The 23,975-nt window shown below is 70.3% G+C and carries 18 protein-coding genes and 1 pseudogene; 10 read left to right on the top strand and 9 right to left on the bottom strand.

All coding sequences use genetic code 11. The features are described from left to right. Window positions 1-50: 50 nt before the first annotated feature. Window positions 51-704, bottom strand: a complete 654-nt coding sequence (locus ACLQ29_RS26015) for a prepilin peptidase (RefSeq protein ID WP_425774072.1) — start codon at window positions 702-704, stop codon at window positions 51-53. Between the two features lie 10 nt (window positions 705-714). Continuing rightward, window positions 715-1,719: an EamA family transporter gene (locus tag ACLQ29_RS26010; protein WP_425774071.1), complete on the bottom strand. Its 1,005-nt coding sequence runs from the start codon at window positions 1,717-1,719 to the stop codon at window positions 715-717. A 464-nt stretch (window positions 1,720-2,183) separates the two neighbouring features. On the opposite strand from ACLQ29_RS26010, the pseudogene ACLQ29_RS26005 reads away from it, so the two are divergent. From ACLQ29_RS26005 to ACLQ29_RS25995, 3 genes and pseudogenes are all read left to right on the top strand, one after another. Then, a pseudogene (locus ACLQ29_RS26005) lies at window positions 2,184-2,678 on the top strand (LppU/SCO3897 family protein); the annotation flags it as partial. Between the two features lie 430 nt (window positions 2,679-3,108). Then, window positions 3,109-3,555 carry an LppU/SCO3897 family protein gene (locus ACLQ29_RS26000; protein ID WP_425774070.1) on the top strand — a complete coding sequence of 149 codons (447 nt, stop codon included), beginning with the start codon at window positions 3,109-3,111 and terminating at the stop codon, window positions 3,553-3,555. 155 nt (window positions 3,556-3,710) lie between these two features. Next, the gene (locus ACLQ29_RS25995; RefSeq protein ID WP_425774069.1) at window positions 3,711-4,952 is read left to right on the top strand and encodes an ATP-binding protein; all 1,242 of its coding nucleotides are present in this window, start codon (window positions 3,711-3,713) and stop codon (window positions 4,950-4,952) included. Window positions 4,953-4,973: 21 nt separating this feature from the next. On the opposite strand, the gene ACLQ29_RS25990 is transcribed toward ACLQ29_RS25995, so the two are convergent. Further along, complete coding sequence (locus tag ACLQ29_RS25990; RefSeq protein WP_425774068.1) at window positions 4,974-5,522, bottom strand: GNAT family N-acetyltransferase; 549 nt, start codon at window positions 5,520-5,522, stop codon at window positions 4,974-4,976. A gap of 135 nt (window positions 5,523-5,657) precedes the next feature. Here ACLQ29_RS25990 and ACLQ29_RS25985 point away from each other — a divergent pair, with 135 nt between their 5' ends. Both ACLQ29_RS25985 and ACLQ29_RS25980 read left to right on the top strand, forming a co-directional pair. After that, window positions 5,658-6,203, top strand: a complete 546-nt coding sequence (locus ACLQ29_RS25985; RefSeq protein WP_393364959.1) for a DoxX family protein — start codon at window positions 5,658-5,660, stop codon at window positions 6,201-6,203. Window positions 6,204-6,418: 215 nt separating this feature from the next. Then, a complete protein-coding gene (locus ACLQ29_RS25980; RefSeq protein WP_393364962.1) occupies window positions 6,419-7,885 on the top strand; it encodes a glycosyltransferase 87 family protein in 1,467 nt (488 codons plus the stop codon). Window positions 7,886-7,889: 4 nt separating this feature from the next. On the opposite strand, the gene ACLQ29_RS25975 is transcribed toward ACLQ29_RS25980, so the two are convergent. From ACLQ29_RS25975 to ACLQ29_RS25955, 5 genes are all read right to left on the bottom strand, one after another. Further along, window positions 7,890-8,318 (bottom strand): molybdenum cofactor biosynthesis protein MoaE, encoded by a 429-nt coding sequence (locus ACLQ29_RS25975; protein ID WP_357411229.1) that lies wholly within the window; start codon window positions 8,316-8,318, stop codon window positions 7,890-7,892. Then, the gene (locus ACLQ29_RS25970; RefSeq protein ID WP_425774067.1) at window positions 8,315-9,571 is read right to left on the bottom strand and encodes a molybdopterin molybdotransferase MoeA; all 1,257 of its coding nucleotides are present in this window, start codon (window positions 9,569-9,571) and stop codon (window positions 8,315-8,317) included. Before ACLQ29_RS25970 ends, ACLQ29_RS25975 begins: the two co-directional genes overlap by 4 nt. 77 nt (window positions 9,572-9,648) lie before the next feature. Continuing rightward, the gene (locus ACLQ29_RS25965; protein ID WP_425774066.1) at window positions 9,649-10,119 is read right to left on the bottom strand and encodes a MogA/MoaB family molybdenum cofactor biosynthesis protein; all 471 of its coding nucleotides are present in this window, start codon (window positions 10,117-10,119) and stop codon (window positions 9,649-9,651) included. Further along, window positions 10,116-10,607 (bottom strand): cyclic pyranopterin monophosphate synthase MoaC, encoded by a 492-nt coding sequence (moaC, locus tag ACLQ29_RS25960; RefSeq protein WP_425774065.1) that lies wholly within the window; start codon window positions 10,605-10,607, stop codon window positions 10,116-10,118. The genes ACLQ29_RS25965 and moaC overlap by 4 nt, the downstream gene beginning before the upstream one ends. A gap of 263 nt (window positions 10,608-10,870) precedes the next feature. Next, the gene (locus tag ACLQ29_RS25955; protein WP_425774064.1) at window positions 10,871-13,951 is read right to left on the bottom strand and encodes an AfsR/SARP family transcriptional regulator; all 3,081 of its coding nucleotides are present in this window, start codon (window positions 13,949-13,951) and stop codon (window positions 10,871-10,873) included. Between the two features lie 1,025 nt (window positions 13,952-14,976). Between ACLQ29_RS25955 and ACLQ29_RS25950 the strand changes: the two genes are divergently transcribed. The 5 genes from ACLQ29_RS25950 to ACLQ29_RS25930 all read left to right on the top strand — a co-directional run bounded on the left by ACLQ29_RS25950 (window position 14,977) and on the right by ACLQ29_RS25930 (window position 20,760). Continuing rightward, window positions 14,977-17,499, top strand: coding sequence for a putative bifunctional diguanylate cyclase/phosphodiesterase (locus tag ACLQ29_RS25950; RefSeq protein WP_425774063.1), 2,523 nt, complete (start codon window positions 14,977-14,979; stop codon window positions 17,497-17,499). A gap of 67 nt (window positions 17,500-17,566) precedes the next feature. Then, a complete protein-coding gene (locus tag ACLQ29_RS25945; protein WP_425774062.1) occupies window positions 17,567-18,907 on the top strand; it encodes a glycosyltransferase 87 family protein in 1,341 nt (446 codons plus the stop codon). 41 nt (window positions 18,908-18,948) lie between these two features. Further along, window positions 18,949-19,581, top strand: coding sequence for a phosphoribosyltransferase (locus tag ACLQ29_RS25940; RefSeq protein WP_425774061.1), 633 nt, complete (start codon window positions 18,949-18,951; stop codon window positions 19,579-19,581). A 22-nt stretch (window positions 19,582-19,603) separates the two neighbouring features. Further along, complete coding sequence (locus ACLQ29_RS25935; RefSeq protein ID WP_425774060.1) at window positions 19,604-19,978, top strand: zf-TFIIB domain-containing protein; 375 nt, start codon at window positions 19,604-19,606, stop codon at window positions 19,976-19,978. Between the two features lie 104 nt (window positions 19,979-20,082). Beyond that, a complete protein-coding gene (locus ACLQ29_RS25930) occupies window positions 20,083-20,760 on the top strand; it encodes a maleylpyruvate isomerase N-terminal domain-containing protein (protein ID WP_425774059.1) in 678 nt (225 codons plus the stop codon). Between the two features lie 22 nt (window positions 20,761-20,782). Here ACLQ29_RS25930 and dnaB read toward each other — a convergent pair whose 3' ends face one another. Further along, window positions 20,783-23,602 (bottom strand): replicative DNA helicase, encoded by a 2,820-nt coding sequence (gene dnaB, locus ACLQ29_RS25925; protein WP_425774058.1) that lies wholly within the window; start codon window positions 23,600-23,602, stop codon window positions 20,783-20,785. Window positions 23,603-23,975: the final 373 nt, after the last annotated feature.

The raw sequence follows: 23,975 nt of genomic DNA, 5'->3' as shown, positions 1-23,975 counted from the left end.
CCTTGTGTCGGCGCGGAAGGTGCAAGATCGACGAGGAGTGGGTGCGCGCGTCAGGCTTGCAGTAGGGCTAGCCAGGCACCGACGAGCAGGGCTGGGCCGAGTGGCAGCAGGGTGTCGCGGCGTACCCGCCCGGTGGCGAGCAGGCCGAGCACCAGACCACCGTGCAGCAGATGTGGCAGGACCAGCCCGACGATCAGCGCGTCCCGGCCCATCCATCCGAGCGGCAGGCCGAGAACGGCCGCGAGCTTCACGTCCCCGAACCCCAGCCGGGAGCCCGGCAGCAGGGCCAGCAGCACGTGCGCCACACCGGCGACAGCCGCGCCGGCCAGCGCGCCGAGCAGCCGGCCAGGAGTGCCGGACAGCAGCGCCGCCGCGGCCAGCCCTCCGAGGGCCAGCAACCCGGCGACGAGGACCAGCGGGTCGGGCAGCCTCAGGCAGGCCAGGTCGACCCGCGCCAGCACCAGACCTACCGCCGCGACCGCGAGGAGAACGGGCAGCGCCGGGTCGGCGCCAACAGCGACGGCAAGGCCGACAAAGACGCTGGCCGCCACCATCGGATCGACCCAGGGCCGTCGGACCGGCTGCGGCCCCGAAAACGCCCATGGCCGGGCGTCCGCCGTGGCGAAGCGCCGCGACACCAGCGGTACGACGAGACCGACAAGCGCGCCGAGCAGCGCGACCGGCACCAGCGCGACGGCCGACATGGGCCGGACGTTACCTCCGGTCGCGCGCCGGCGCGGCCCCCGATCGTGCTGTCGTGCCGTTGCGGCGGGGTCGTTCGGTGCTCACCACCAGAGCGACTCCGGCGACGATCACCGCACCGCCGAGCAGCACCTGTGTGGTGATCGGCTCGGCCACCAGCAGCGCGCCGAGCGCGACCGCGACCGCCGGGTTGACGTAGGCGTACGTCGACACCAGCGAGATGGGCGCGTTGTGCAGCAGCCAGACGTACGCGGTGAAGGCCACAAGCGAGCCGGCCACCATGAGGTAGCCCAGCGCCAGCCACGATCGGGTGCTGACCTCCGTCGGGTGAAAGTCGCCCAGCTCGCCCCGACCGGCGGCGACGACGGCCAGCACCAGCGCGCCGGCCATCATCTCGTACACAGTGGCCACGAACGGGTCGGCGGGCATCCGGATCCGGCCGGACAGGAACGACCCGACCGACCAGGCGACGGCCCCCACGACCACGACCAATGCCCCGAGCAGCGGAACCGCGTCCGCGCTGCCGGCGGGCAGCACCAGCAGGATCAGGCCGACGAAGCCCAGGGTGACCCCGGCGAACGTCCAGACGGGCGGCCGGTCCCCCGTGCCGGTGCGCAACAACACCACGAGCAGTGGCACGGTCGCCACCAGCAGCGCGGCGATCCCGGACGGCACCGCCTCCCCGGGGGGCCCGGATTCGGCGAGCACCACCAGGCCGTTGCCGCCGGCGAGCAGGAGCACCCCGACCAGCGCCGCCGAGCCGAGTTGCCGCAGATCCACCCGCAGTGCGCCGGGGCCTCGGCGCAGCCGCAGCACCACCGCCAGGACCAGGCCGGCGACGGCGAACCGCAGTGCGGCCGACAGCAGCGCCGGCAGCGTCTCCACGGCGATCCGAATGGCCAGGTAGGTGGAGCCCCAGAGCAGGTAGACCACGATCAACGCGGTCCAGATCAGGGTCGGCGCGACGCTTGCGGGGCGGCCGACGACGGCTGCCGCGCTCGGTGGAGGTGAGCTCATCAGTGGACCACGCTACGGTGACGTCGGAGTCGGCGTCGCGTACCGGTGGCCGGACTCACCACTTCGGGCAGGAGGGCGGCATGACCAACTACGGACCACCCGGAGGCGGCGACCCGGGACCGTGGCGCGGGCAGCGACCCGACGAGACGCCCGGCCGACCGGTGCAGCAGCCCTACCCGCCGGCACCCGGGCCCTATCCGCCGCCCGGCCAGCCGTACCCGCCACCGGGCCAGCCGTACCAGCAGCTCGGCCAGTCGTACCCGCCGTCGAACCAGTCGTACCCGCCGCCGGGGCCGCCGTACCCGCAGGCGCCCCAGGAACGACCCGGCCCGTACGGCGGCCCACCGAACGCGCCCTACGGGGGCGGTGCGGGAACGCCCTACGGCGGTGCGCCCGCAGCGCCGTACGGCGGCGCGTACCAGCCGGCCGGGGCGAGCACGGGCTACGACCAGCAGCCGTACCGGCCCGACGAGAACCCGTACGGCCCGGACCCCACACCGGCACCGGGCCGGCGCGGTCGGGGGCCGCTGATCGCGGTGCTGGCCGTGGTGCTGCTGCTGGCGGCTGTCGGCGGTGTGTTCTGGTTCCTTCGCGGGCAGGACGACCCAGCCCCGGCGGCCGCACCCACCGCCTCGACCGCCGCCGTGGAGCCCAGTGCGGACGCCGACGAGGCCGAGCCGCCACCGAGCGACCCGGCCCCGGAGTCGTCGGCCGATCCCCGGTTCGCCAAGGTTGGTCAGTGCGTCCGCAATGACGCCGCGGCGGACGGCAAGCCCAAGCTGCTGATCAGCGAATGCGCCGCGAAGTCGTACGAGGTGTTGCGCCGGATCGACGGCGCGACCAGCGGGGAGCGTGACGCCGAGACGAAGTGCGACAAGGTCCCGGGTTACACCAACTGGTACTTCTTCGACAGTGAGCTGGACACTCTCGACTTCGTCCTCTGCCTGAAGCAACGCTGAGACCACCCACCCTTGGGATGACATGACGACCTACGGACCAGCGGGCTCCGATCAGCCGGACGACCCGTACCATCGCCCGCTCGGCGAGGATCCGACCAGGCAGCAGTGGGGCCCGCCGCCACCCGACGCGGAGCCGCCAACCGTGCCGATGTGGGCACCGCCGCCGACCCAACCGGAGCCGCCGACCCAACCCGAGCCGCCAACCGCACCGATGTGGGCGCAACCGCCGGCCTCGGGCCCCGGTTATCCGCCGCCCCCGGACCCGGGTCAACCGCCGGCCTCCGGCCCCGGTTACCCATCGGCCCCAGACCCGGGATACCCGCCGGCCTCCGGCCCCGGTTACCCGCCGCCCGGGCCGTTTCCGCCGGCCGGACCGGTGCCGGGTCCACCGCCTGGGCCGTGGGGGCAGCCGCCGCCTGGCGGCTACGGGATGCCGCCCGTCGCACCGGTGAAGAAGACCGGCCGCAAGATCGCCCTCATCATCGTGCTTGTGGTGGTGCTCCTGCTCTGCCCGTGCCTGGGCCTGGCCGCTTGGGCTGTCTGGAGGGTCGCCGACGCCGGCAACGACGTCCGTACGCCGTCGACGAGCGCCCCGGTCGTCCCGCCGATCCTGCCCAGCGGCGCGCCGAGTTCGGCCGCGCCGACGCGGGACACCGCGTTCGCCACAGGCGACTGCCTGGTGAACGAGGGCACCGAAGACGCCGCGGAGCTGCGCAAGGTGCCGTGCGGCCCGAACACCTACCGGGTGTTGCTGCGGATCCCGGCGACCACCGACTCGGCCCGGTGTGACGCGCTTCCACCCCCGATAAGCGCGACCTACGTCCACGACAACGACGTGGACCTGTTCGACTACGTGCTCTGCCTGCGGAAGCAGTAGCTCCGATTGCCAAAACTAGGGCTGTCTAGCGTGGACGCTAGACAGCCCTAGTTTTGTGTCGACGACCCTTGACCCTGTCCACGGCCCCGACACGCCGGTAGCCCCATCTATCCATGTCTAGCCTCGCAGCTAGAGGGCCCGATACTCTGCGATGCGTGGATCCGGTCCGCAACCCGTACGCGCCGGGCGCCGGCCAGCGTCCGCCCGAGCTCGCCGGGCGGGGGCGGGAGCTGGACGTCTTCGACATCGTGCTCGAACGCATCGCGCGGGGACGACCCGAACGCAGCCTGATGCTCACCGGGCTGCGTGGCGTCGGCAAGACGGTCCTGCTCAACACGCTCCGGTCGCAGGCGATCAACCATCTCTGGGGCAGCGGCAAGATCGAGGCACGCCCGGATCAGTCGTTGCGCCGCCCGGTCGCCGCCGCGCTGCACATGGCGGTCCGGGAGCTGGCGCCCCGACACCGCGCACCCGACCGGATCGACGCGTTCCTCGGCGTCCTCAAGGCGTTCGCCCAACGGTCCACCCCGACCGGCCGGGCCGGTGCCGCCCCGAAGCTGCGCGACAGGTGGCAACCCGGCATCGACGTGCCGGCCGCCAGCGGCCGGGCCGACTCCGGCGACATCGAGATCGACCTGGTCGAGTTGCTCACCGACGCCGCGGCGGTGGCCAGTGACGTCGGCACCGGCATCGCCATCTTCATCGACGAGATGCAGGACCTCGGTCCGGAGGACGTGTCGGCGCTCTGCGCGGCCTGCCACGAGCTGTCCCAACTCGGCGCGCCGCTGATCGTCGTGGGCGCCGGCCTCCCGCACCTGCCGGCGGTGCTCAGCGCGGCCAAGTCGTACTCCGAGCGGCTCTTCCGCTACCAACGCATCGACCGGCTCGACCGGATCGCCGCCGACCAGGCGCTCTGCGCGCCTGCCGAGCGGGAGGACGTCGAGTACGAGCAGAAGGCACTCGACCTGCTCTACGAGAAATCCGGCGGTTATCCCTACTTCGTCCAGGCGTACGGCAAGGCGACCTGGGACCACGCGCCGCGCTCGCCGATCACCGCCGCGGACGTGCGCGTCGCCGCACCCGAGGCGGAGGCCGAGCTGGCAGTCGGGTTCTTCGGCTCCCGGTTCGAGCGGGCCACCCCCGCCGAACGCGAGTACATGCGGGCGATGGCCATGATGTCCGCGGTCGAGGACGAGTCCGGGGCGGTGACCCGCGACGACATGGACGCCGCGGTGCCCACCGCCGAGATCGCCCGAGCCCTCGGCCGCAAGCCCGCCAGCCTCTCCCCGGCACGGGACGCGCTGATCAAGAAGGGGCTGATCTACTCCGGCGAGCGGGGCACCGTCGCCTTCACGGTGCCGCACTTCGGCAGATATCTGCGCACCCAGCCGGCCTGACCGCCGATGGTGTCGAAGCGGTCAGACCTTCGACCAGGGCGCCGGAAAGAGCACCTCACCGCGTGGCGGGGTGCCCTCCTCGCTTGTCGACGGCGGCAGCACCAACGCCTGCCAGGGTTCACCGAGACCGGCCCACGGGCTGGTCAGGCCCAGTTCCGTCGCCGGGCTGAAGCCGAACCGGCGATAGAAGGCCGGATCGCCGAGGACCACGACCAGCCGCTCACCCAGCTCGGTAGACGCGTCGAGTGCTGCCTGCACGACCGCCGTGCCGTGCCCGACGCGTTGTCGGTGCGGCGCGACAGCCACCGGACCGAGCGCCAGGGCGGGCACGTCCGAGCCTCGCTCCGGCCGCACCCGCACCCGGGTGAGCAGCGCGTACCCGACCACCTCGCCGCCGTACTCGGCGACCATGGCCAGCCGCGGCAGCCAGGCGGCGGTGCCGCGCAACTCGTCGACAAGGCTCACCTCGGGCGGCGTCGCCACGTCGGGGCGGGCGAAGGCGGTGGCCAGCACGCGGCGCAGCGGACCGGCGTCGGCCGGGTCCTCGGGGCGTAGCCGCAGCGTGGTCACCCGCGCGACGCTACCCGCCCGGGCCGGTCCATCCGTGACTGTCGCTCGAATCGGCGTGGCGCACGCGTGTATGAACACCGATCCGATCCGACGGTTGCCGGGGTAGCAAACGCCGCGAGGGGGTATGACTGATCCATGACGCCCGTACGTTCCCTCGCCCGCGCCATGTTGAGCGGCATCTTCGTGGTCAGCGGGTATCGCAACCTCCGCAACCCGGCGCGGCTGGCGCAGGCCGCCGCACCGGTCACCGACAGGGTCGCGCCGCTGTTGAAGAAGGCGCACCCGAGCTTCCCCACCGAGACCGAGACGTTGATCCGACTCAACGCGGCGGTGCAGGTCAGTGCCGGATTGATGCTGGCTACCGGGCGGTTCAGTCGACCCGCCGCGCTGGTCCTCGCCGGCACGCTGGTGCCGGTGACCATCGCCGGGCATCCCTTCTGGAACAACGACGATCCGATCGCCAAGAACAACAACCAGATTCACGCCCTGAAGAACCTCGGTCTCCTCGGCGGTCTGCTGTTGGCCGCTGCCGACACCGGCGGCAAGCCGGGTCTGCGCTGGCGGACGGGTCATCGCATCGGCCACTCTCGACGTTCCATGCAGCGCGCCGTCCGTACCGCCCGACGAGAAGCCCGGATCGCCGTCCGATCCGCGTCCACCGCACGTCGACTGCCCGGCTGAACTGCGTCGATGCCTCTCCGCGTCACCCCCACCCCCCGCTAAGGCCGCGAATTACCTGAACCACCCGCTAGGCGTTAACGCGGTGGAAATGTCAAAAACATGTGTGGGATCGGACACGGTCGCATAACGCGGGAGGCACTGACGTGAGGCGCCGTTCTAGGCTCCGTGCAGGACCTGGACGGGTAGGACGACCTTGGTACGGGGGTGGCCACGCCATGCCGACGGCTGTCGGTAGTCGGGCGGACCGCCTCGCCCCAATCCAACGCGTGTCACGCGGGATCGACCGCGTGACGCGTCGGATCGATCGCAAGAACGTCGTACGGGGCGCCATCGTGGTCGCCGTCGCCTACGCCGCATGGCTCGCCATCGGCACTTTCGGGCGGCCGTACAACTTCTTCGACATGAAGATCTACCACGGTGCCGTGGTGTGGTGGGCGAGCGGTCACGAGCTCTACGAGTTCATCGCGCCCGGAACCACCCTCGGTTTCACCTACCCGCCGTTCGGTGGGCTGGTCATGCTGCCGATGGCGCAGCTTCCGATCGACGCCGCCGGCATGGTCAACGCCGTCGCCAGCATTGCCGCGTTGGCGCTGGTGCTGGCCGGGCTGCTCCGCCCCATCGTGGACCGGCTGGGGTGGCCACTGTGGTTCACCGTGGCCGTGGCGGTGCCGCTCGCGGTCGCCATCGAGCCAGGTCGGGAGACGCTCGGCTACGGCCAGGTCAACATCCTGCTGTTCGCATTGATCATGGCTGACCTGATCGGCCTGCGCTGGCGCTCCCGCCGGGGCACCCACTACGCCGCGACGGACGGCCCCCTGCTGCGCTTCCTCTACGGCGGGGCCTGGGCCGGCGCCGGCATCGGCCTGGCCACCGCGGTCAAGCTCACCCCGGCGCTCTTCATCGCCTACCTGCTGATCACCCGTCAGTGGCGGGTGGCGGCCACCGCGATCGGCACCGCGATCGGCGTGACGGTGGCAACCTTCGGGATCGTCGGTGACGAGTCGCGGACGTACTTCGGCAGCGTGCTCTGGCAGACCGAGCGCGTCGGCGCGGCGGACATGACGCCGAACCAGTCACTCGCCGGCCTGCTCGCCCGCCTGTACGACTCGATCGAGACCCCCGGGCTGCTCTGGCTCGCATTCTCGGTGTTGATCCTGGCGCTGGGCCTGTCCCGGGCGGCCAGCTCCCGCGCCGACGGTGACGAGTTGACCGCGTTCACACTCGTCGGCCTGACCGCCAACGTGATCAGCCCGATCTCCTGGACGCACCACCTGGTCTGGGTGATCCCGGCGATCATCGTGCTTGCCGACGCCGCCGTACGCCGCCGGGAGGCGAGCCGGACGATGCCACCGCGCGCCGGCCAGGGGACCGTGTTCGGCGGGGTGCCCGGGGTCAACGGGCTCCGCCCGCCGATCTGGTATCCAACGCTGACCGGGCTCCGGCACGGCGGTGCGGCGATCGGGCTCTACCTGCTCTTCCTGATCTCCCCGATCTGGCCGTACGAGCACCAGCTACCGGAGATGTCGCACTACCAGGACGGTCTCTTCGGGGCGCTCATGGAAAACTCGCTCGCGCTGGCGCTCATCGTGCTTGTCGCCGCACTGCCCTGGCGTCCGGGTGCCGAACCAGCGTTCTACGGTGACCGACTCGCCCGGACAGTGGCGCTCAACGGCCGCCGCTGAGCGGTCAGGGGCAGTTGACCCATTCCTCGGTGCCATCGGTGAAGACCTGCCGCTTCCAGATCGGCAGGCGCGCCTTGGCCTCGTCGACGAGCCGGGCGCAGGCCGCGAAGGCTGCCGCTCGGTGCGCGGTGCTCACCGCGGCGACGAGCGCCACGTCACCGATCGCCAGGGGGCCGACCCGGTGGGAGACCGCCACCGCGTAGACGTCGGGCTCCGCGGCGATCTCGGCGGCCACCTCGCGCAGCACCTGCGCGGCACTCGGGTGTCCTTCGTATTCCAGGCTGGTGACCTGCCGGCCGTGATCGTGGTCGCGGACCACGCCCTGGAAGGAGACCACGGCGCCGGCCCGGCGGTCGGCGACGGCCGCCTCGTGCGTGGCGAGGTCGAGCGGCTGGTCGGTGATCTCACCGAAGGTGATGGTCGGTGCGGTCATGACGAACGCTCCCCGGGCAGCAGCGGCAACGGCACGATCGGCACCCGGTCGCCCGGCGCACCCCTGGTGCCGGGCCGGATGACGGCGAACCCGTCCGCGCCGGCCAGGCCGCGCAGCATCGCCGAGCCGACGTGTCGCACCGGGGACGCGGTCCCGGCGGCCCGGTCCAGGCGGACCAGGGCGAGGTGGGTGTGGTCACCGCGACCGGGCACCGCCTCGGCCAACGTGGCGTGCGGCAGCACCGGCATCGAGCGACCCTGTAGGCCGGCGAGCAGCGGCGCGACAAGCGACACGAGCGCGACGATCGCGGACTGCGGGTTGCCCGGCAGCCCTGCCACGAACCGGACCCGCCCGTCCTGGCCGGCCAGCCGGGCCAGCAGCATCGGGAAACCCGGGCGAACCGCCACCGTGTTGACCACGTAGTCGGCGCCGAGCGCTTCCAGGGTCGGATGCAGGTGGTCGACCGGGCCGTTCATCGTGCCACCTGTGGTGCAGACCAGGTCGGCGGTGGCAAGTGCCGCCCGCAGGGCCGCCACGTGGGCGGGCAGTGTGTCGGCCACCGGGCCGACCACGTCCGATGGGCGGACCTGGCAGCCGTAGCGCCGCAGCCACGCCGGCACGGCAGGACCCAGCGCGTCGCGGACCCGACCGGCGGCGGGCGGGCCGGCGGTCAGCAACTCGTCGCCGAAGACCAGCAGCGCGGCGCGCGGCGCCCGCCGGACCCGCAGCGTGTCGTGCCCACAGGAGGCGGCCAGGCCGATCACCGCCGGGTCGACAGGCGTGCCGGCCGGCAACAGCTCCTCATCTGCGTACGCCTCCTCGCCGGGCTCGCGCCACTCCGGCGTCTCCCGGGGGGTGCCGCGCACCAGTCCGTCGACGATCGTGGACTCCTCCACCCGCAGCACAGCGGTGGCGCCCTCGGGCACCATGGCCCCGGTCGCGATCTCCACGGTCGTGCCGTCAACGGTGAGCGGCGTTGGGGTGCTGCCGGCCAACACCCGGCCGACGATGCGCCACGGGCCGGCGCCGCACACCGCCCACCCGTCCACGCTGGAGGTGGGGAAGGCGGGCAGGTCGGTGCGTGTGGTCAACGGCTCGGCCAGGGTCGACCCGTCGATGTCGGCAAGTGGTCGGGCGACGGCGGGCAGCGCGGCGGCCAGACCGACCGCGTAGACCCGCGACCGCGCCTCCTCCCACCCGGCTGGTGGAGGGGCGGCGACCCGATCCGCGGTGGGTGCGGTTTCCGTGCTCACCGACCGAGCCTATCGGCACGGGCCGACACCCGTCGGGGCCTGGCGTGGACTGAAGTCGGCGGTTCCCGTCGCGGACTTCAGTGGTCCCCACCGCGAAGCTGGTCGACGGTGTGCCCGAGGATCGGCCCGAGCACCGCCAACCCGTCCCGGGCGCCACCTGTCGAGCCGGGCAGGTTGACCACAAGCATCCGGCCGGTGACGCCGGCCAGGCCACGGGACAGCACCGAGGTGGGCACCCGGTCGCGGCTGTGCGCGCGGATCGCCTCGGCGATGCCGGGGATCTCGTAATCCAGCAGATCCCGGGTGACGTCCGGTGTCCGATCCGTCGGGGTCACTCCGGTGCCACCGCTGGTCAGCACCACGTCGACACCGTCGGCGTGGGCGGCCCGCACGGCGGCGCCGACCGGCTCACCATCGGGCACCACGACCGGCTCGTCGACCTGGCACCCCAGCTCGCGCAGGCCGGCGACGAGCAGCGGCCCGCTGGTGTCGGCGTAGACACCGGCCGCGGCCCGGTTGGACGCGACGATCACCCGGGCCCGGATCACGGCCGGTCCTCCGGCCGGACCCACTCGCCGGTCTTGCCGCCCTCCTTGCGCAACACCCGGACCGCCTCCACCGAGGCCGCCGGATCGACCGCCTTGACCATGTCGACAAGTGCGAGACCGGCGACGGCAACCGCGGTCAGCGCCTCCATCTCCACGCCCGTCCGGTCCGCCGTGCGGGCGGTGGCCGTGATCTCCACGGTGTCGGCGGTCAGTTGCAGGTCGACCGTGACGCCGTGCAGGGCGATCGGGTGGCACAGCGGGATCAGATCGGGGGTGCGCTTCGCCCCCATGATCCCGGCCAGCCGACCGACAGCCAACGCGTCCCCCTTGGGTAACCCGTCACGATGCAGCAGGTCGATGACCTCGGGCGTGGTCCGCAGACGACCGGCCGCGACGGCCAGCCGGCCCGTCACCGCCTTGGCGGAGACGTCGACCATGCGGGCCGCGCCAGCACGGTCGACGTGGCTGAGCTGTGCGGGGTCGGTCACGGCGGTGAGCCTATCGGTGCGGTACGACGGCGGTCGGAAGGAGCGGCATCACGCTGACCGCAGCGCCGGGGTGCTGCCGGCGCACCGGTCGGACGCCGCTCCTTCCTCCCCGCCCCGCCGCCGAGGTCGCTGGGGGGGACCTGGCGACGGGGACGTCTCGACGACCCGGTTCTGCCCAGGGGCAGAACCTCCCCCGTTCGTCGATACGGCGGAAAAGCTACCGGGCCTGCCGATAAGAAATCGATAAGCGCCGTTCAGGCTGGTCAGCATTCCGCGTCTGCGGCTCCGTCACTCAACTCGGCAAGGCTGCGCTCGACGTCGAAGCGTTCCGGTACGCCCATCCGGCGGAAGATCGCCAACGCCCGCCCCAAGTGCCGCCTGGCCTCGACCGGGTCGACGCGGGCAAAGTGCTCGGCGAGCCCGGCCAGGGCACGCCCCTGCTCGTACGGGTTCGAGACGCGTTCAGCAAGCTGTAGGCCCTGGCGGTGAGCTTCAAGGGATGCCGGCCCGTCCCCGCTCGCCAACAGAGTCCAGCCAAGATCATTGAGGGCCATACACTGCGCGTGCCGCTCGCCCGACTCAACGGCCAACTCCAAGGCGGCCAGGTGGTGCCGTCGGGCGGTGGTCAGCTCGTTGAGCCCCCGATACGCGACTCCCAGGACGTTGCGGGCCTCGGCCTCGCCGTACCGGTGGCCGGTTCGACGGAACAACGACAGCGAGGATCTAAGCAACGCCACGCTCTCCCTGTGCTGCCCGAGGCGAACGCGCACCGCCGCGAGATGGCTCAGAGCGTTCGCCAAGTGGTAGTAATCCTGATTGAGCCGCGCCTGAAACAGGTGCTGTCGGTGAATTTTGAGCGCTTCGTCCCATCGGCCCAGCAATGCCAACGCGATACCCAGATTCGGCAGGGCCAACGGCACGCGGTTGTCGTAGAGGCGACCGGCCAGGCTCTGCGATCCCAGGGCCACAGCCAGCTCAAGGTTCCCGCTGAGCAGGTGGACGACGCTCAGATTCGAACGGAGTCGGGCCAACTGCCGCCATTCGCCAGACTCACCGCACAGCGCTATGGCCGCGTCGAGATGAGTCGACGCAAGACGGTGAGAGCCTGTCTTCACCAGAGCGGATGCAAGATAGTTGTGCATCGACACGATGGCGGATTGATGCTGGAGCGCCAGCGCCGAGGCGAGACCGGCCCGATGGATGGCAAGAATATCGTCGAAATGTCCCCGCACGTGTAGAAAGCGCCATAGGGCCCGGGCGAGCTTCCACACCTGGTCGTGGAGTCCATGATCGGCACCGAGGCCCACCAACATGCCGAGATTCGTGCGCTCCCGCTCAAGCCAGTCAACCCCGAACACCCTCTCCGGGCCGATCAGGTCGGGACGCGGTGGCGGACCAGCACCGATCTCCCTGGAGACGTCGACGGACTGGTGCAGCTCCGAGGCGGCCCGCAGAGTGGCGTGCAGAGCGAAGTCCAGCAAACGCGCCACAGCCGATGTGACGGCTTCGGACGTCTCAGAAACCAGGCACTGTGCTCGCGAGTACTGCCGCAGCAGGTCATGGAGTCGGTATCGGCCACCCTCAACCTCGTCGACCAGGTGCAGGTCCACCAGATCATCGAGCAGCCGGGCGGCGACATCGGGCGGAAGGTCGAGCAGGGCCGCGACCATCTCCACGCTGTGCTCACCGCGATGAAGACTCAACATCCGGAAGGCCCGTCTGGCGGGGGCAGGCAAGGGCCCGTACGACGTTTCGAAAGCCCGCGCCAGGGTCCGATCACCGACCTTGAGCTGGTTCAGCGCTGGAGAGTCGGCCGCCAGGAGAGCCGCCAGATCCGCGACCCTGCGCGTGGGTCGATGAGCGAGACGTGACCCAGCGAGCCGGATCGCCAACGGGAGGTGTCCGCAGCGACGCACGACCTCCGCGGCCGCCTCCGGCTCCTCGGCGATCCGCTCGACGCCGGCAGTCTGCGCGAGCAGTTTCAGCCCTTCCTCGAGAGTCATCAGGGGCAACGACTCCGGTGGCCCGACATCCAGGTCAGCCAATCGTCGACGAGAAGTCACCAGGACGACCGCGCCCGGCGACGCGGGCAGGAGGGGGAGGACCTGGTCACTGCCCGCCGCGTTGTCGAGCACGACTACCGATCTCCGGCTTTCGAGTTCGCGGCGCCACAGCTCCGCCTTTCCGTCGAACTCGACAGGCATCCGCTCCGGCGGAACTCCCAACTGCCGGAGCAGTGTGACGAGTGCCGCCGCCGGTTCGATTCGAGTCGTCTCGCCCTCGCCATGCAGGTCGATAAACAAGCTTGCGTCCGGGTATCGGTCCGACAGGCGGCGAGCCAGATGCACAGCCAGGGCAGTCTTTCCGCTGCCTGCCATGCCGTCGATCGCATGCACCGCCGAGACTCGTTCCTCGACTCGGCGGGTCTCTGTCAGCAACCGCGACACCACCTCCTCCCGCCCCACGAAGTCGGTCACCCCTCGAGGGAGGTGATCGACAGGCGCTCGCCGTTGCCGCTCGCCGGATAGGGCGGGCGCGTCTGCGGCGAGCCAACGCCCCGGGATCGCACGGGGTGAAACGCTGACCACCGAAGCACCCACCGGAGCCTCGGTGATGATCTTCAGGTAGAAGCCCTGGATTTCTGGTCCCGGTTCGACGCCCAACTCCTTGGCGAACGTTGTCCGGACCGCGTCGTATACAACAAGAGCTCCTGCGTGATCTCCACGCTCGCACAACGCTCGCATGATGAGGACGTACGCCGGCTCCCGGAGGGGATGACGAACAATGACCTCCCGCAGCAGCGGTATCACCGAATCGTTTCGCCCTGATCTCAGTTGGGCGTCGGCGAGAAGCTCTACGGTCAACAGCCGTTTCTCCTCGGCAGCGACGGCTCGGGAGCTGAGGACGGGCCCGAGGGGGACGCTGGCGAGCATCGGACCCCGCCACCGAGCCAAGGCGCGCTCCAGCAACTCGCGCGCAGGGTCCAGGCGACCAGCCATCAGCGCTTCCCGACCCGCGTTCCGTTCCCGTTCGAAGCAGAAAACGTCGACCCGTTCCGGCTCCACAACGAGTCGATAGCCGTTGCGTTGGCGTTCGATGGCACCGCGACCGACTGGGAAGGACTCAAAGGTTCGGCGCAGATTGGCGGCGTAGGTTCGTACGTTCGCCACTGCGGAGCGTGGTGGGCCGTCTGGCCACAGTTCGTCGATGAGGTCGTTGACGGTCACCACTTGCCCGGGTCGGACGGCCAGCATCGCGAAGACAGCCTGCTGTTTAGGTGTCCCCAAGTGCAGCGTGCGACCCAGTAGGTGCACCGAAGGGCCGCCCAGAAGTTGAATCTCCACCCGTCCCCCTGCTCCAGCGGGGTATTCAGCCGATCACGCCACGAAGCTTACGGGCAACGGACGTAACGCCCGACGTCAATCAAGTAGCTGATGCGTACACTCCTGCGGTCGCGGACTGCGACGGGATCGACGAGGGCGCTGCGAACAGTGCATGAACCATCCCTTTCCACTGGTCCACCGCCTGCCTGAGTCACTCTTCGGCTGATCTCGGAGAACCCTGCGGGGCGATGTTCTGCGTTTCCGAAATCTATGGGGTCGCTTCGGTCCGGGTCGAGTCGCAGACGGTAGCCATTCCGCTGCCGATTCAGAAGAGCCGTGCCCGATTCCGCCGATTCGAACACACGTCGGAATTTGGCGGCACAGCCACGCGCGTTGGGCACGGCCGAATGTGGGGTCTGTTGCTTCGGCGTCCCGGGGTGCAACTTGACACCGGCAAGCCGCACGTTGAGCCCACCCAACACGTTGATCTCCAACGGCCCTCCGATCCAGGATCTCTGAGTGTCCAAGTGATCACTCGGGAGAAAGGCTGGCGGCGACAGATTCGACGTCGAAGCCGTTAGCGTCGAACCCGGGACCGGCGACATTCCGGCAGGTAGCGCAAAATTCATCCCGCAGGACCTACGCTGAGCCGAACTCCGGATGAGGTCGATGAGTTTGCTCGTTCAGACTGGGGAATGAAGGTGGCCGGAACGCGGACCCGAGCGCGGCTTCCGGCGATGACCCGCAACGTGCGACCTGCAGACTGATCAGTGCGACCGCGCTCCGCACAGGAGTCATGGACACAACGTTACAAAACCCTCTATCTTGGCTTATATTGCGCATACCGACATTTATTGCTGCTAACCGCATCGACTTCGCCTTAGGCTCTCGCCACGAAATACCGCCCGAGACACAGAACCAAGTCCCGGGGTACGAGAGTGGAGGGAGCGTGCAATGCGCGGCAGCGACTGGCACTGACACTCCAGAGATACACAGCGGTAGGCTCCTGTCGTCAACATGTAACTGTCGGCAACGACAGGAGCCTCATGAGCCGGGTTTCATCCGAAGGCACCACGAGCGCAGACCGGCGACTTTTGTTGCTCGTCGGCTTCATCGTCGTACTGGCCATTGGTCCGACGCTCATCGCCATCGCCGATCTACTGGCCCACCCGCCCGTCTCGGTGGGCGATGGGGCGACGATCGTCGCGCTGACGTGCATAACGGCCCTCGGCACGATCATCAAGGCACCGATCCGCATCCGCTCGACCACGCACGCAATCACCTGGATCGAGGCGGCGATCGTGATCGGCCTCGCGGCGGCTCCGCCTGCCTGGGTGTTGCTGGCAACCGGGGCGGGCGTCGGCATCGCGTCAGCGATCATGAAGCTTCCCTCCATCAAGACCGCCTTCGGCGTCAGCAAGAACATCCTCGTCGCCGGTGGAGCGAGCGCCGCCGTGCTGGCGGTCCACTGGCAATGGCCGCCCGTGGGGATGATGGACCTCATCGTCCTGTTGGGAGCCATCTACCTGGTCGCCGCACTCCTGGACGACCTGCTGGCCATCCCGGTGATCGCGCTGGCGACCGGCACCCGGATTTCCCGTCAGTTCCTCAACAACCTTGACCTCCGGCTCGCCGGTTTCGGCGTACGCTTCGTCGTCGCCCTCTGCACGCTGTTCATCCTCTGGGCGGACCCCCGGCTGCTGCTCGCCGTCCCGCCCCTGGTCCTGAGCCTGCACCTCGCCTACTCCGCACGGATCCGAGGCCGCACCGAGCAGCAGGCGTGGCAGCGGCTGGCCCGCACCACCGACGCACTCAACGTGGTCGGCCTGGACAACGTCCTCACCACCGCCGTCACCCAGGCCGCCGAGCTGTTCTCCGCCGACGAGGTCGAGATCGAGCTGCGCGACGGCGACCGCGCCGTGCGCGGCGGCACCGGCGGCATCACCTTCGACGGCCCCATCGGCACACCCACCGACGTGGACGGCACCGTCGTCCCCACCCCGCTCGAAGGGCACGACCGCACCGTCGACGTCGGCGTGCTCCGACTGCGCTTCCGCGGCCCGGTGCAGCTCTCCGAACGGGAGCGGTACACCCTGCGCACCTTCGCCTCCGCGCTCTGCACCGCTGTGCGCAACGCCCAGGCGTACGCCGAGCTGGCCCGGGTCGCCGACGAGCACGCGTACGCGGCCTCGCACGACGCGCTGACCGGCCTGGCCAACCGCCGACACCTCCTCGACGAGGGCACCGAGCAGTTGAGCACCCGCCACGCCGACGGGGTGACCGCGCTGGTGCTGATCGACCTCAACCACTTCAAAGAAGTAAACGACACGCTCGGTCACGCCGCCGGCGATCAGGTGCTGGTGCAGGTCGCCGACCGGTTACGGGGCGCGGCGCGGGCCAGCGACCTGGTGTCCCGCCTCGGCGGCGACGAGTTCGCCGTACTCCTGCGCGGGCTGCCGGCCCCGGCGGTGGCCGCGCACCGGGCCGAGACGCTGCTCGCCGCCCTGCACGAGCCGTTCGAGCTGGACGGCATGCGGATCAGCGTCGAAGCCAGCGGCGGCATCTCCGTCGCCCCGTCCAGCGGTGGCATGGCCGAGCTGTTGCGCCGCGCCGACGTGGCGATGTACCAGGCGAAACGTGCCGGGCAGAAGATCTCCACGTACGCCGCGACCCGCGACACCGCTGACCTGGGCCGTCTCACCCTCGGCGGCGACCTGCCCCGGGCGGTCGCCGACCACGAGTTCGTCGTCAACTTCCAACCGATCGTCGACCTGGGCACCGGCGAGGTCACCAGCGCGGAGGCGTTGGCCCGCTGGCGTCACCCCACCCACGGCATGATCGACCCGCTGCGCTTCCTGGAGGCGGTGGAACGGTCCGGTCTGCTGCCAGCCTTCGCCGAGGCGATCCTCGACCAGGCACTGATCGCGGCCGCCACCTGGCGGGACGCCGGCTTCGACGTACCCGTCGCGGTCAACGTGTCCCCCCGCAGCCTGCTCGACGCGCGGTTCCCCAGCTCCGTGCTGGCCCGTCTGCGCGCCCACGACCTCCCAGCGGACCGGCTGGTGCTGGAACTGACCGAGACGCTCACGCTCAGCCAACTCGACGTGGTCGACCGTGTGCTCAGCCGGCTGCGCGACGAGGGAGTCCGGTTGGCGTTGGACGACTTCGGCACCGGCTACTCCTCGCTCTCCCTCCTCTCCCGCATCCCGGTGCACGAGCTGAAGATCGACCGAAGTTTCGTGACGACTATGGAAAGCTCAGCGGAGGCCGCCGCGGTCATCCGCTCCACGCTCGACCTGGGTCGCAGTCTCGACCTGGTGGTGGTGGCCGAGGGGGTGGAGAGCGAGCCGCAACGGCGGGCCCTCTGGGGGTTGGGCTGCGTCGCCGGCCAGGGCCACCTGTTCTCGCGTCCGGTGCCCGCCGGCACCCTGCTCGCGGCGATGCAGCGCGGCTTCGGCGGACGTCCCGGCGCCCTCGTCGCGCCACTGCACGACGCCGGCGCGGTGATCCGGTTGAGCCAGACCCGCCGCCAGGCCGGCCGCGCCCGCCTCCCGCACCTGCCCGCCTGACCGAGCACCGGCCGACCGCGCCACACGGTCCGGTGCAGGTGCCGCCCGGTCTGCCAGACTGGCGCCCGTGATCGCCGACGTCCCGACCGCCCGCCACCGCCGCTGGCACTGGCGGGCGCTCGACACCGCCGCCGGCGGGCTCGCCGTCGACCTCAGCCTCTACGCCGTCTCGACCATCTTCGCCGCGATCACCGCGGTCACGTCGACCCTGCTCCCGCACCGGGCCTGGGGCGCGGTCGCCGCCGTCGGCTACCTGGTGGCGACGCTGGCGGTGCTCACCCAACTCCTGCTCCGCCGGCACCACCCGACCGCACGGCTGGTCGGTCTCGGAGCCCGCTGGACGATCACCGGTCTCACCTGGGCGAGCACCGCACTGCTTCCCCTGCTCTGGCAGAGCATCGAGCGGGCCAACGGACGCACCGACCGGGCACAGGAAGAAGTCCTGGTCGTGGAGCACGCCGGCACCCGCCTCCTGGAGCACGGCACCCCATACCTCGGCCCCGACGCGATCGCTGCCCTGCCACCCGGCGAGCAACTGCTCGGCTACACGCCATACCAACCTGGCATGGCGATCTTCGGCCTGCCCAGGGCACTGGTCGACACCTGGTGGACAGACTCCCGGGTCTGGTTCGCGGTGGGCACCGCGCTGGCGCTCACCCTGGCCGTGACCGCCCTGCGCAAAAACCCGGCCATCGCCGTCCCCGCCCCGGCGACCCCCCGACGGGACGCCGCACTGCTGCGCGGCGTGCAGGCCGCCACCGTACTGCCCATCTGTGCCCTCACCCTCGCCACCGGCGGCGACGACCTGCCCGTACTCGCGCTGTGCCTGCTGGCCCTCGCACTCGCCGCCGCCGACCGACCCGGCCGGGCCGGCCTCGCGGTCGGGCTCGCCGGCGCGCTGAAGCTCTTCGCCTGGCCGGTCGCCCTGGTCCTGATCGTCTGGGGTCTGACCCGGCGCGCCGGCACCCGGGTCGCCGCCGGCGCCATCGGCCTGCCCGTCGCCGCCGGAATCCCCGCGATCCTCGTCGACCGCGACGCCCTCACCGAAAACGTGCTGCGCTTCCCTCTCGGCCACGGCCTGGTCACCAGCCCCGCGCAGTCCCCGTTCCCCGGCCACCTGATCGCCACCGCACTACCCGCCGGCCGGCTGGTCGCCGCCGCGCTGCTGGTGGCCGCCGGCGTGGCCATCGCCGTCCGGCTCGCCCGCCGCCCGCCCCGCACCGCCGTCACCACGGCACTGATCTGTGGGTACGGGCTCCTCGCCGCCATCGCCCTGATGCCCTCGACCCGCTTCGGGTACCTGCTCTACCCCGTGGCCCTGCTCACCTGGGCACCCGCCCTGCACCGCCCGGTCGACACGCCGACCACCACGCGTCCCGACCTGCCCGCTCGGACCACATCGGTGTAACTGCCGGGCGGACCGCCCCGCCAGGGCGTAGACCTGAAGGCATGACGACGTACCGCGACCGGGCCGACGCCGGCCGGGTGCTCTCCGAGCGGCTCACCGCACTCGTCGGCGACCCGGACGTGGTCGTCCTCGGCCTGGTCCGCGGCGGCGTGCCGGTCGCCCGGGTCGTCGCCGAACGACTCGGCGCACCACTCGACGTGCTTGTCGTCCGCAAGCTCGGCATGCCGTGGGCTCGGGAGGTCGCCTTCGGCGCGCTCGGGCCGGGCGGGGTCCAGGTGCTCAACGACGTGTTGGCCAGCCGACTCAGCAGCGACGACATCGCCGAGGTCAGCCAACGGGAGCAGGCCGAACTGGCCCGGCGGGAGCGGCTCTACCGAGGTGGTCGCGCACAGGTGGACCTCACCGGGCGGACCGCGCTGATCGTCGACGACGGCCTGGCCACCGGTGCGACAGCCCGCGTCGCCGTGGAGGTCGTCCGCCAACTCGGGGCACACCGGGTCGTGGTCGCCGTCCCGGTCGGCGCACAGGAGGCGTACGAACTGCTCGCCGCCGAGGCGGACCAGGTCATCTGCGCCCAACGCCCACCTGACTTCGGCGCGGTGAGCGTCTACTACGACGACTTCCACGAGGTGTCCGACGACGAGGTCACCGAAGCGCTCACAGCAACCGCTTAGGTCGACCAGGTACCGTCGGGAGATGAATAGTCTCACCTGTCCCAAGTGTCACGGAGAAATGCGCCAGTACGAGCGCAGCAACGTCGTGATCGACCAGTGCGGTGAATGCCGCGGCATCTTCCTGGACCGCGGCGAGTTGGAGAAGCTGTTCGAGGCGGAGGCCAACTGGAGCCGCCAACAAACCGGTGGTGCGCCGCCCCAACCCACCCACCAGCCGGCCGGCTATCCGCCCCCGCCGCCCCCGCCCGGATACGGTGCCGTCCCGCCGCCGCCCCCGCCCGCCCACGGCTACCCGCCGCAGCCGGCCTACGGCCACCAGCAGCAACAGCACCACGGCTACCACGGGCACTACCGGCAGAAGAAGCGCAAGGGCTTCCTCGACGACATGTTCGGCTGAGCCGGGACTGACAAGCAGCCCGGGTCGATCACGCGTCGACCCGGGCGCAGCGCCTACCCGGCAGACGGTTGGCGGGCGGGGCGGTCCGTGCCAGGCTGCATCGCATGACCACGACCCGACCGGTTGAGGCGCTGGCCCAGGCGTACGCCGGAATCACCGCGGTGGTCGGCGACCTGGACGACGCCGGCCTGCAACGAGCCACCCGCTGCCGAGGCTGGCTGGTCGCGGACCTGCTCCTGCACGTGCTCGGCGACGCCCAGCGCGCACTTGTCGCACTGGCCAGCCCCGTCGACGGGCCGGCCGACGTCGACGACGTCAGCTACTGGCGCGACTTCCCGTCCGGCGACGACGAGGGCAACAGACACGCCTGGTGGGTCCGCCGATCCGCCGCCGCGTTCGACCGTCCGACCGGGATCGTTCGGCTCTGGCGGGACACCGCCCCGGCCGCGGTCCGCGCCGCCGGGTCAGCCAACCCCGAGGGGTACGTGACCACGCAGGGGCACGTGCTGCGCGTACCCGACTTCCTCGCCACCCTGACCACCGAGGCTGTCGTCCACCACCTGGACCTGACCCCGGAGCTTCCCGACGCGCCGCCGCCCGGCCCGCTGGCCGCGCGTGTCGCGGTGACCACCATGGAGGGCCTGCTCAGCGACGACACGGTGCGCCCCGCCGGCTGGGACGACCAGGACTTCCTGTTGAAGGCCACCGGGCGCGTCCCGCTCACCGATCGAGACCGGTTGGAGTTGGGCGAATCGGCGGGCTGGTTCCCGCTGCTCGGCTGACCGACGGCGGGTGCCGCGCCGGTCAGCCGATGGCCATGTCGACGAAGCGGGACAGGTGCAGCTGGGCCGCGACGGTAACCGTGTCGGTGGGGCCATTCCGATGCTTGGCGATTATGAAATCCGCCTCGCCCGCCCGCGGCGACTCCTTGTCGTAGTAGTCGTCACGATGCAGAAGTATGACAACATCGGCATCTTGCTCAATTGACCCAGATTCCCGCAAATCGGACAACTGGGGTCGCTTGTCGGTACGTTGCTCGGGGCCACGGTTCAGCTGGCTCACCGCGATCACCGGGCACTCGACCTCCTTGGCCAGCAACTTCAGGCCACGGGACAGGTCGGCGACCTCCTGCTGGCGGCTCTCGGTGCGCTTGGGCGAGGTCATCAGCTGGAGATAGTCGACGACGATCATCTTGAGGTCGTGCCGCTGCTTGAGCCGCCGGGCCTTGGCCCGGATCTCCATCAGGTTCATGCTCGGTGTGTCGTCGACGAAGAGCGGCGCCTCGCTGATCTCGCCCATGCACCGGGCCAGCTTGGTCCAGTCGTCGTCGGAGAGCTGCCCGCTGCGCAGCACGTGCAGTGGCACCCGCGCCTCGGCGGAGAGCAGTCGCATGACGATCTCGACCTTGCTCATTTCCAGGGAGAAGATCGCGGCAGCCTGATTGGCGCGAATAGCAGCATTTCGGGCAAAGTCCATGCTAGCCGTGCTGTTGTGCGTCGGGATCATGGCCCGGCCGGCCAGGTACAGGTGATCGTCGTTATCAACAGTCACGCACCGCACCGGCACGCTGGGGACCGGGCGGACGTCGACGATGAACCGCGACGTCGTCCGCACGTCGGAGGTGGTGTGGCAGCGCTCGGCGTGCGCGTCCTGCTTCCGCCTGAGGCGGAAGACGACATCCGGTGTGGAGAAGTTCAACGTGTACGCGACGGACGACTCGGGGGTGCGACCACGGACCGGCTTCACGTTGACCGTGCAGCGGTAACCGAGGCTGACGATGAGTTCGCGGACGTTGTCCGCCAACCGCTTCGAGGTCGACGTGTACTGCAGGTTGCCGGAGGGGGCGACGGTCCCATCGGTGTCCATCAGCCCAGCGAGCAACGCCCTGCGCTGAGCCTCCGAGGCGCGCAGATAGACACCCGGGATGTGCTTGTTTCCCGCTACCCCGACCTGACGCAACAGGCCGAGGAAGGAACCGTTCCGGTGACGGCAGTCGGCAGACTTCCTGGTCGCTGAGTTCTCACGCAACGCCCTGGTGGAAACGCCACAGTCCACGCAGACTCCGTTTCCCGGAGCAGCGGACGTGGGCTGCAGCAGAATGGTGTAGATCATCGGCCCGCTGGGCCGCACGACGAAGCCGTCCGCCTCGACGTGTGTGACCATCTCCGGATCTGCCGTGGTGAAGCGGCTGGCGTCGCTGTGCCCGTCGCCGAGCCAGGTCCCCAGGGTGTAGGGCGGGACCAACAGATCCCGATCCGGAAGGTGGAGAGGAGCGCTGTTCAGGACGGCATGGTTGAGCCGTTGGTCAGTGCCCGTACGCAGCGTGGCCGCGATCTGCGCGGTAGTGACGACACCGTCGTGGTCGGCCCGAGCGTCGGCGTTGACCGCCCGCTCGGCCCGATTGAGGAGTGCGGTCAGGAGGGAACCGGACGGATAACCGGGGGCGGTCCAGTTCCGCGTCCTACCGCCGCGAACGATGGAGCGGCTGATCCGGCCAATCGACCCGACCTCTTGGGCAACGGTGTGCAGGACGTGTCGGAACTCCGGCCCAACCTGCGCGATCGTGTCGAAGAGTGTGATCGGCTGGTTGTGCGCGGCACCGAGCCTGTCGTGTGCCGTACGCACGTTGGCCAACGACGACTCGGGCCAGTGCCGCCGCTGCCGCGCCGGCCCCTGTCGCCGGCTCGCTCGGCTGGTCGTCTTCCACAGGTGCTCCGCGTCGGCCACTATGACAGTGCCGTCGGAGAACTCCACCTCATAGCAGGGGCGGTCGTGCATGACGTCGAAGGCGTGTGTGACAGTGGTGGGTCTGCCGTCCGCCGCGAGAAGTTGATCGCCGGCCTTGACCTCGCCCATGGTGGTCCAGCCATCGGGGGTCGGCAGGGGTGTGTCGAGCGCGAGCGCCTTTCCCAGACCGGGCCGGCCAGCGACAATAATCAACTGTCCGGCGTGCAGGCCGTTGAGCAGTCGGTCCAGGTCGCTGAAGCCGGTCGGTACGCCGGTCATCATCCCGCCCTGCGCGCCCACCGCCTCGATCTCGTCAAGCGTCGGCTGCAACATGTCGGCCAGGATCACGAAGTCCTCGCTGACCCGCCGTTCGGTGACGTCGTAGACGGCCTGCTGGGCGAGGTCCACGACGTCGTCGACGTCGCGACTGCCGCCGCTGGCGGTGCCGTAGCCCAGTTGCACGATCTTGGTGCCGGCCTCGACCAGCCGGCGCAGCACCGCGCGTTCGCTGACGATGCGCGCGTAGTAGGCCGCGTTCGCCGCGGTGGGCACGCTGGCGATGAGGGTGTGCAGGTAGGGCGCGCCGCCGATGCGGGCCAGATCGCCGGAGTCGGTCAGGGCTGCGGCCACGGTGATCGGGTCGGCCGGCTCACCCCGGCCGTAGATGTCGAGGATGATGTCGAAGATGGTGGCGTGCACCGGCCGGTAGAAGTCGTTGGTCTTGAGGATCTCGACGACGTCGGCGATGGCGTCCTTGGAGAGCAGCATGCCGCCGAGGACGCACTGCTCCGCGGCAACGTCCTGGGGTGGGGTCTTGTCGAACTGGCCGTCTCGCGGCGCGGGTGGCTGGCCGCCACCGGATCGTGACTCCGCCCGCCTGTCGTCGGTGACCGACACGGGTCCCCCTCCACTGCGTCGGATCTGATTCCAGCTCTACCACTGGGGTCTGACGGTTCCGTCCGACCGGGCCGGTCGATCGGGGGCCATCGCGCCGGCGGTCGGGGGCCAACCATACGGACCCCGAGGTCAGAGACTCAACAACGCCGGTGGACAAGCCTCGGGACAACCTGTGGACGCCGGTGGCGATGATGTGCGCAGGGTGTGCACAGCCTGTGGATAACCATTGGGGAATTCTTGACCTTAGCCCGTTGACCTGCGAAAACGTGCTCCCCAGCCTGTGGAGGAGAATATTTCGGTCGGGCCTGTGACACGATCGTCCCGTACTATCTCCAGCGAACGGCTACACCTGGACAGCGGATTCCGCTTTCGG

This window comes from Micromonospora sp. DT228 (assembly GCF_049841595.1).
GTDB lineage: Bacteria > Actinomycetota > Actinomycetes > Mycobacteriales > Micromonosporaceae > Micromonospora.
The sequence above is the reverse complement of the archived record's forward strand: the minus strand, read 5'-3'. Positions and strand labels throughout refer to the sequence as shown.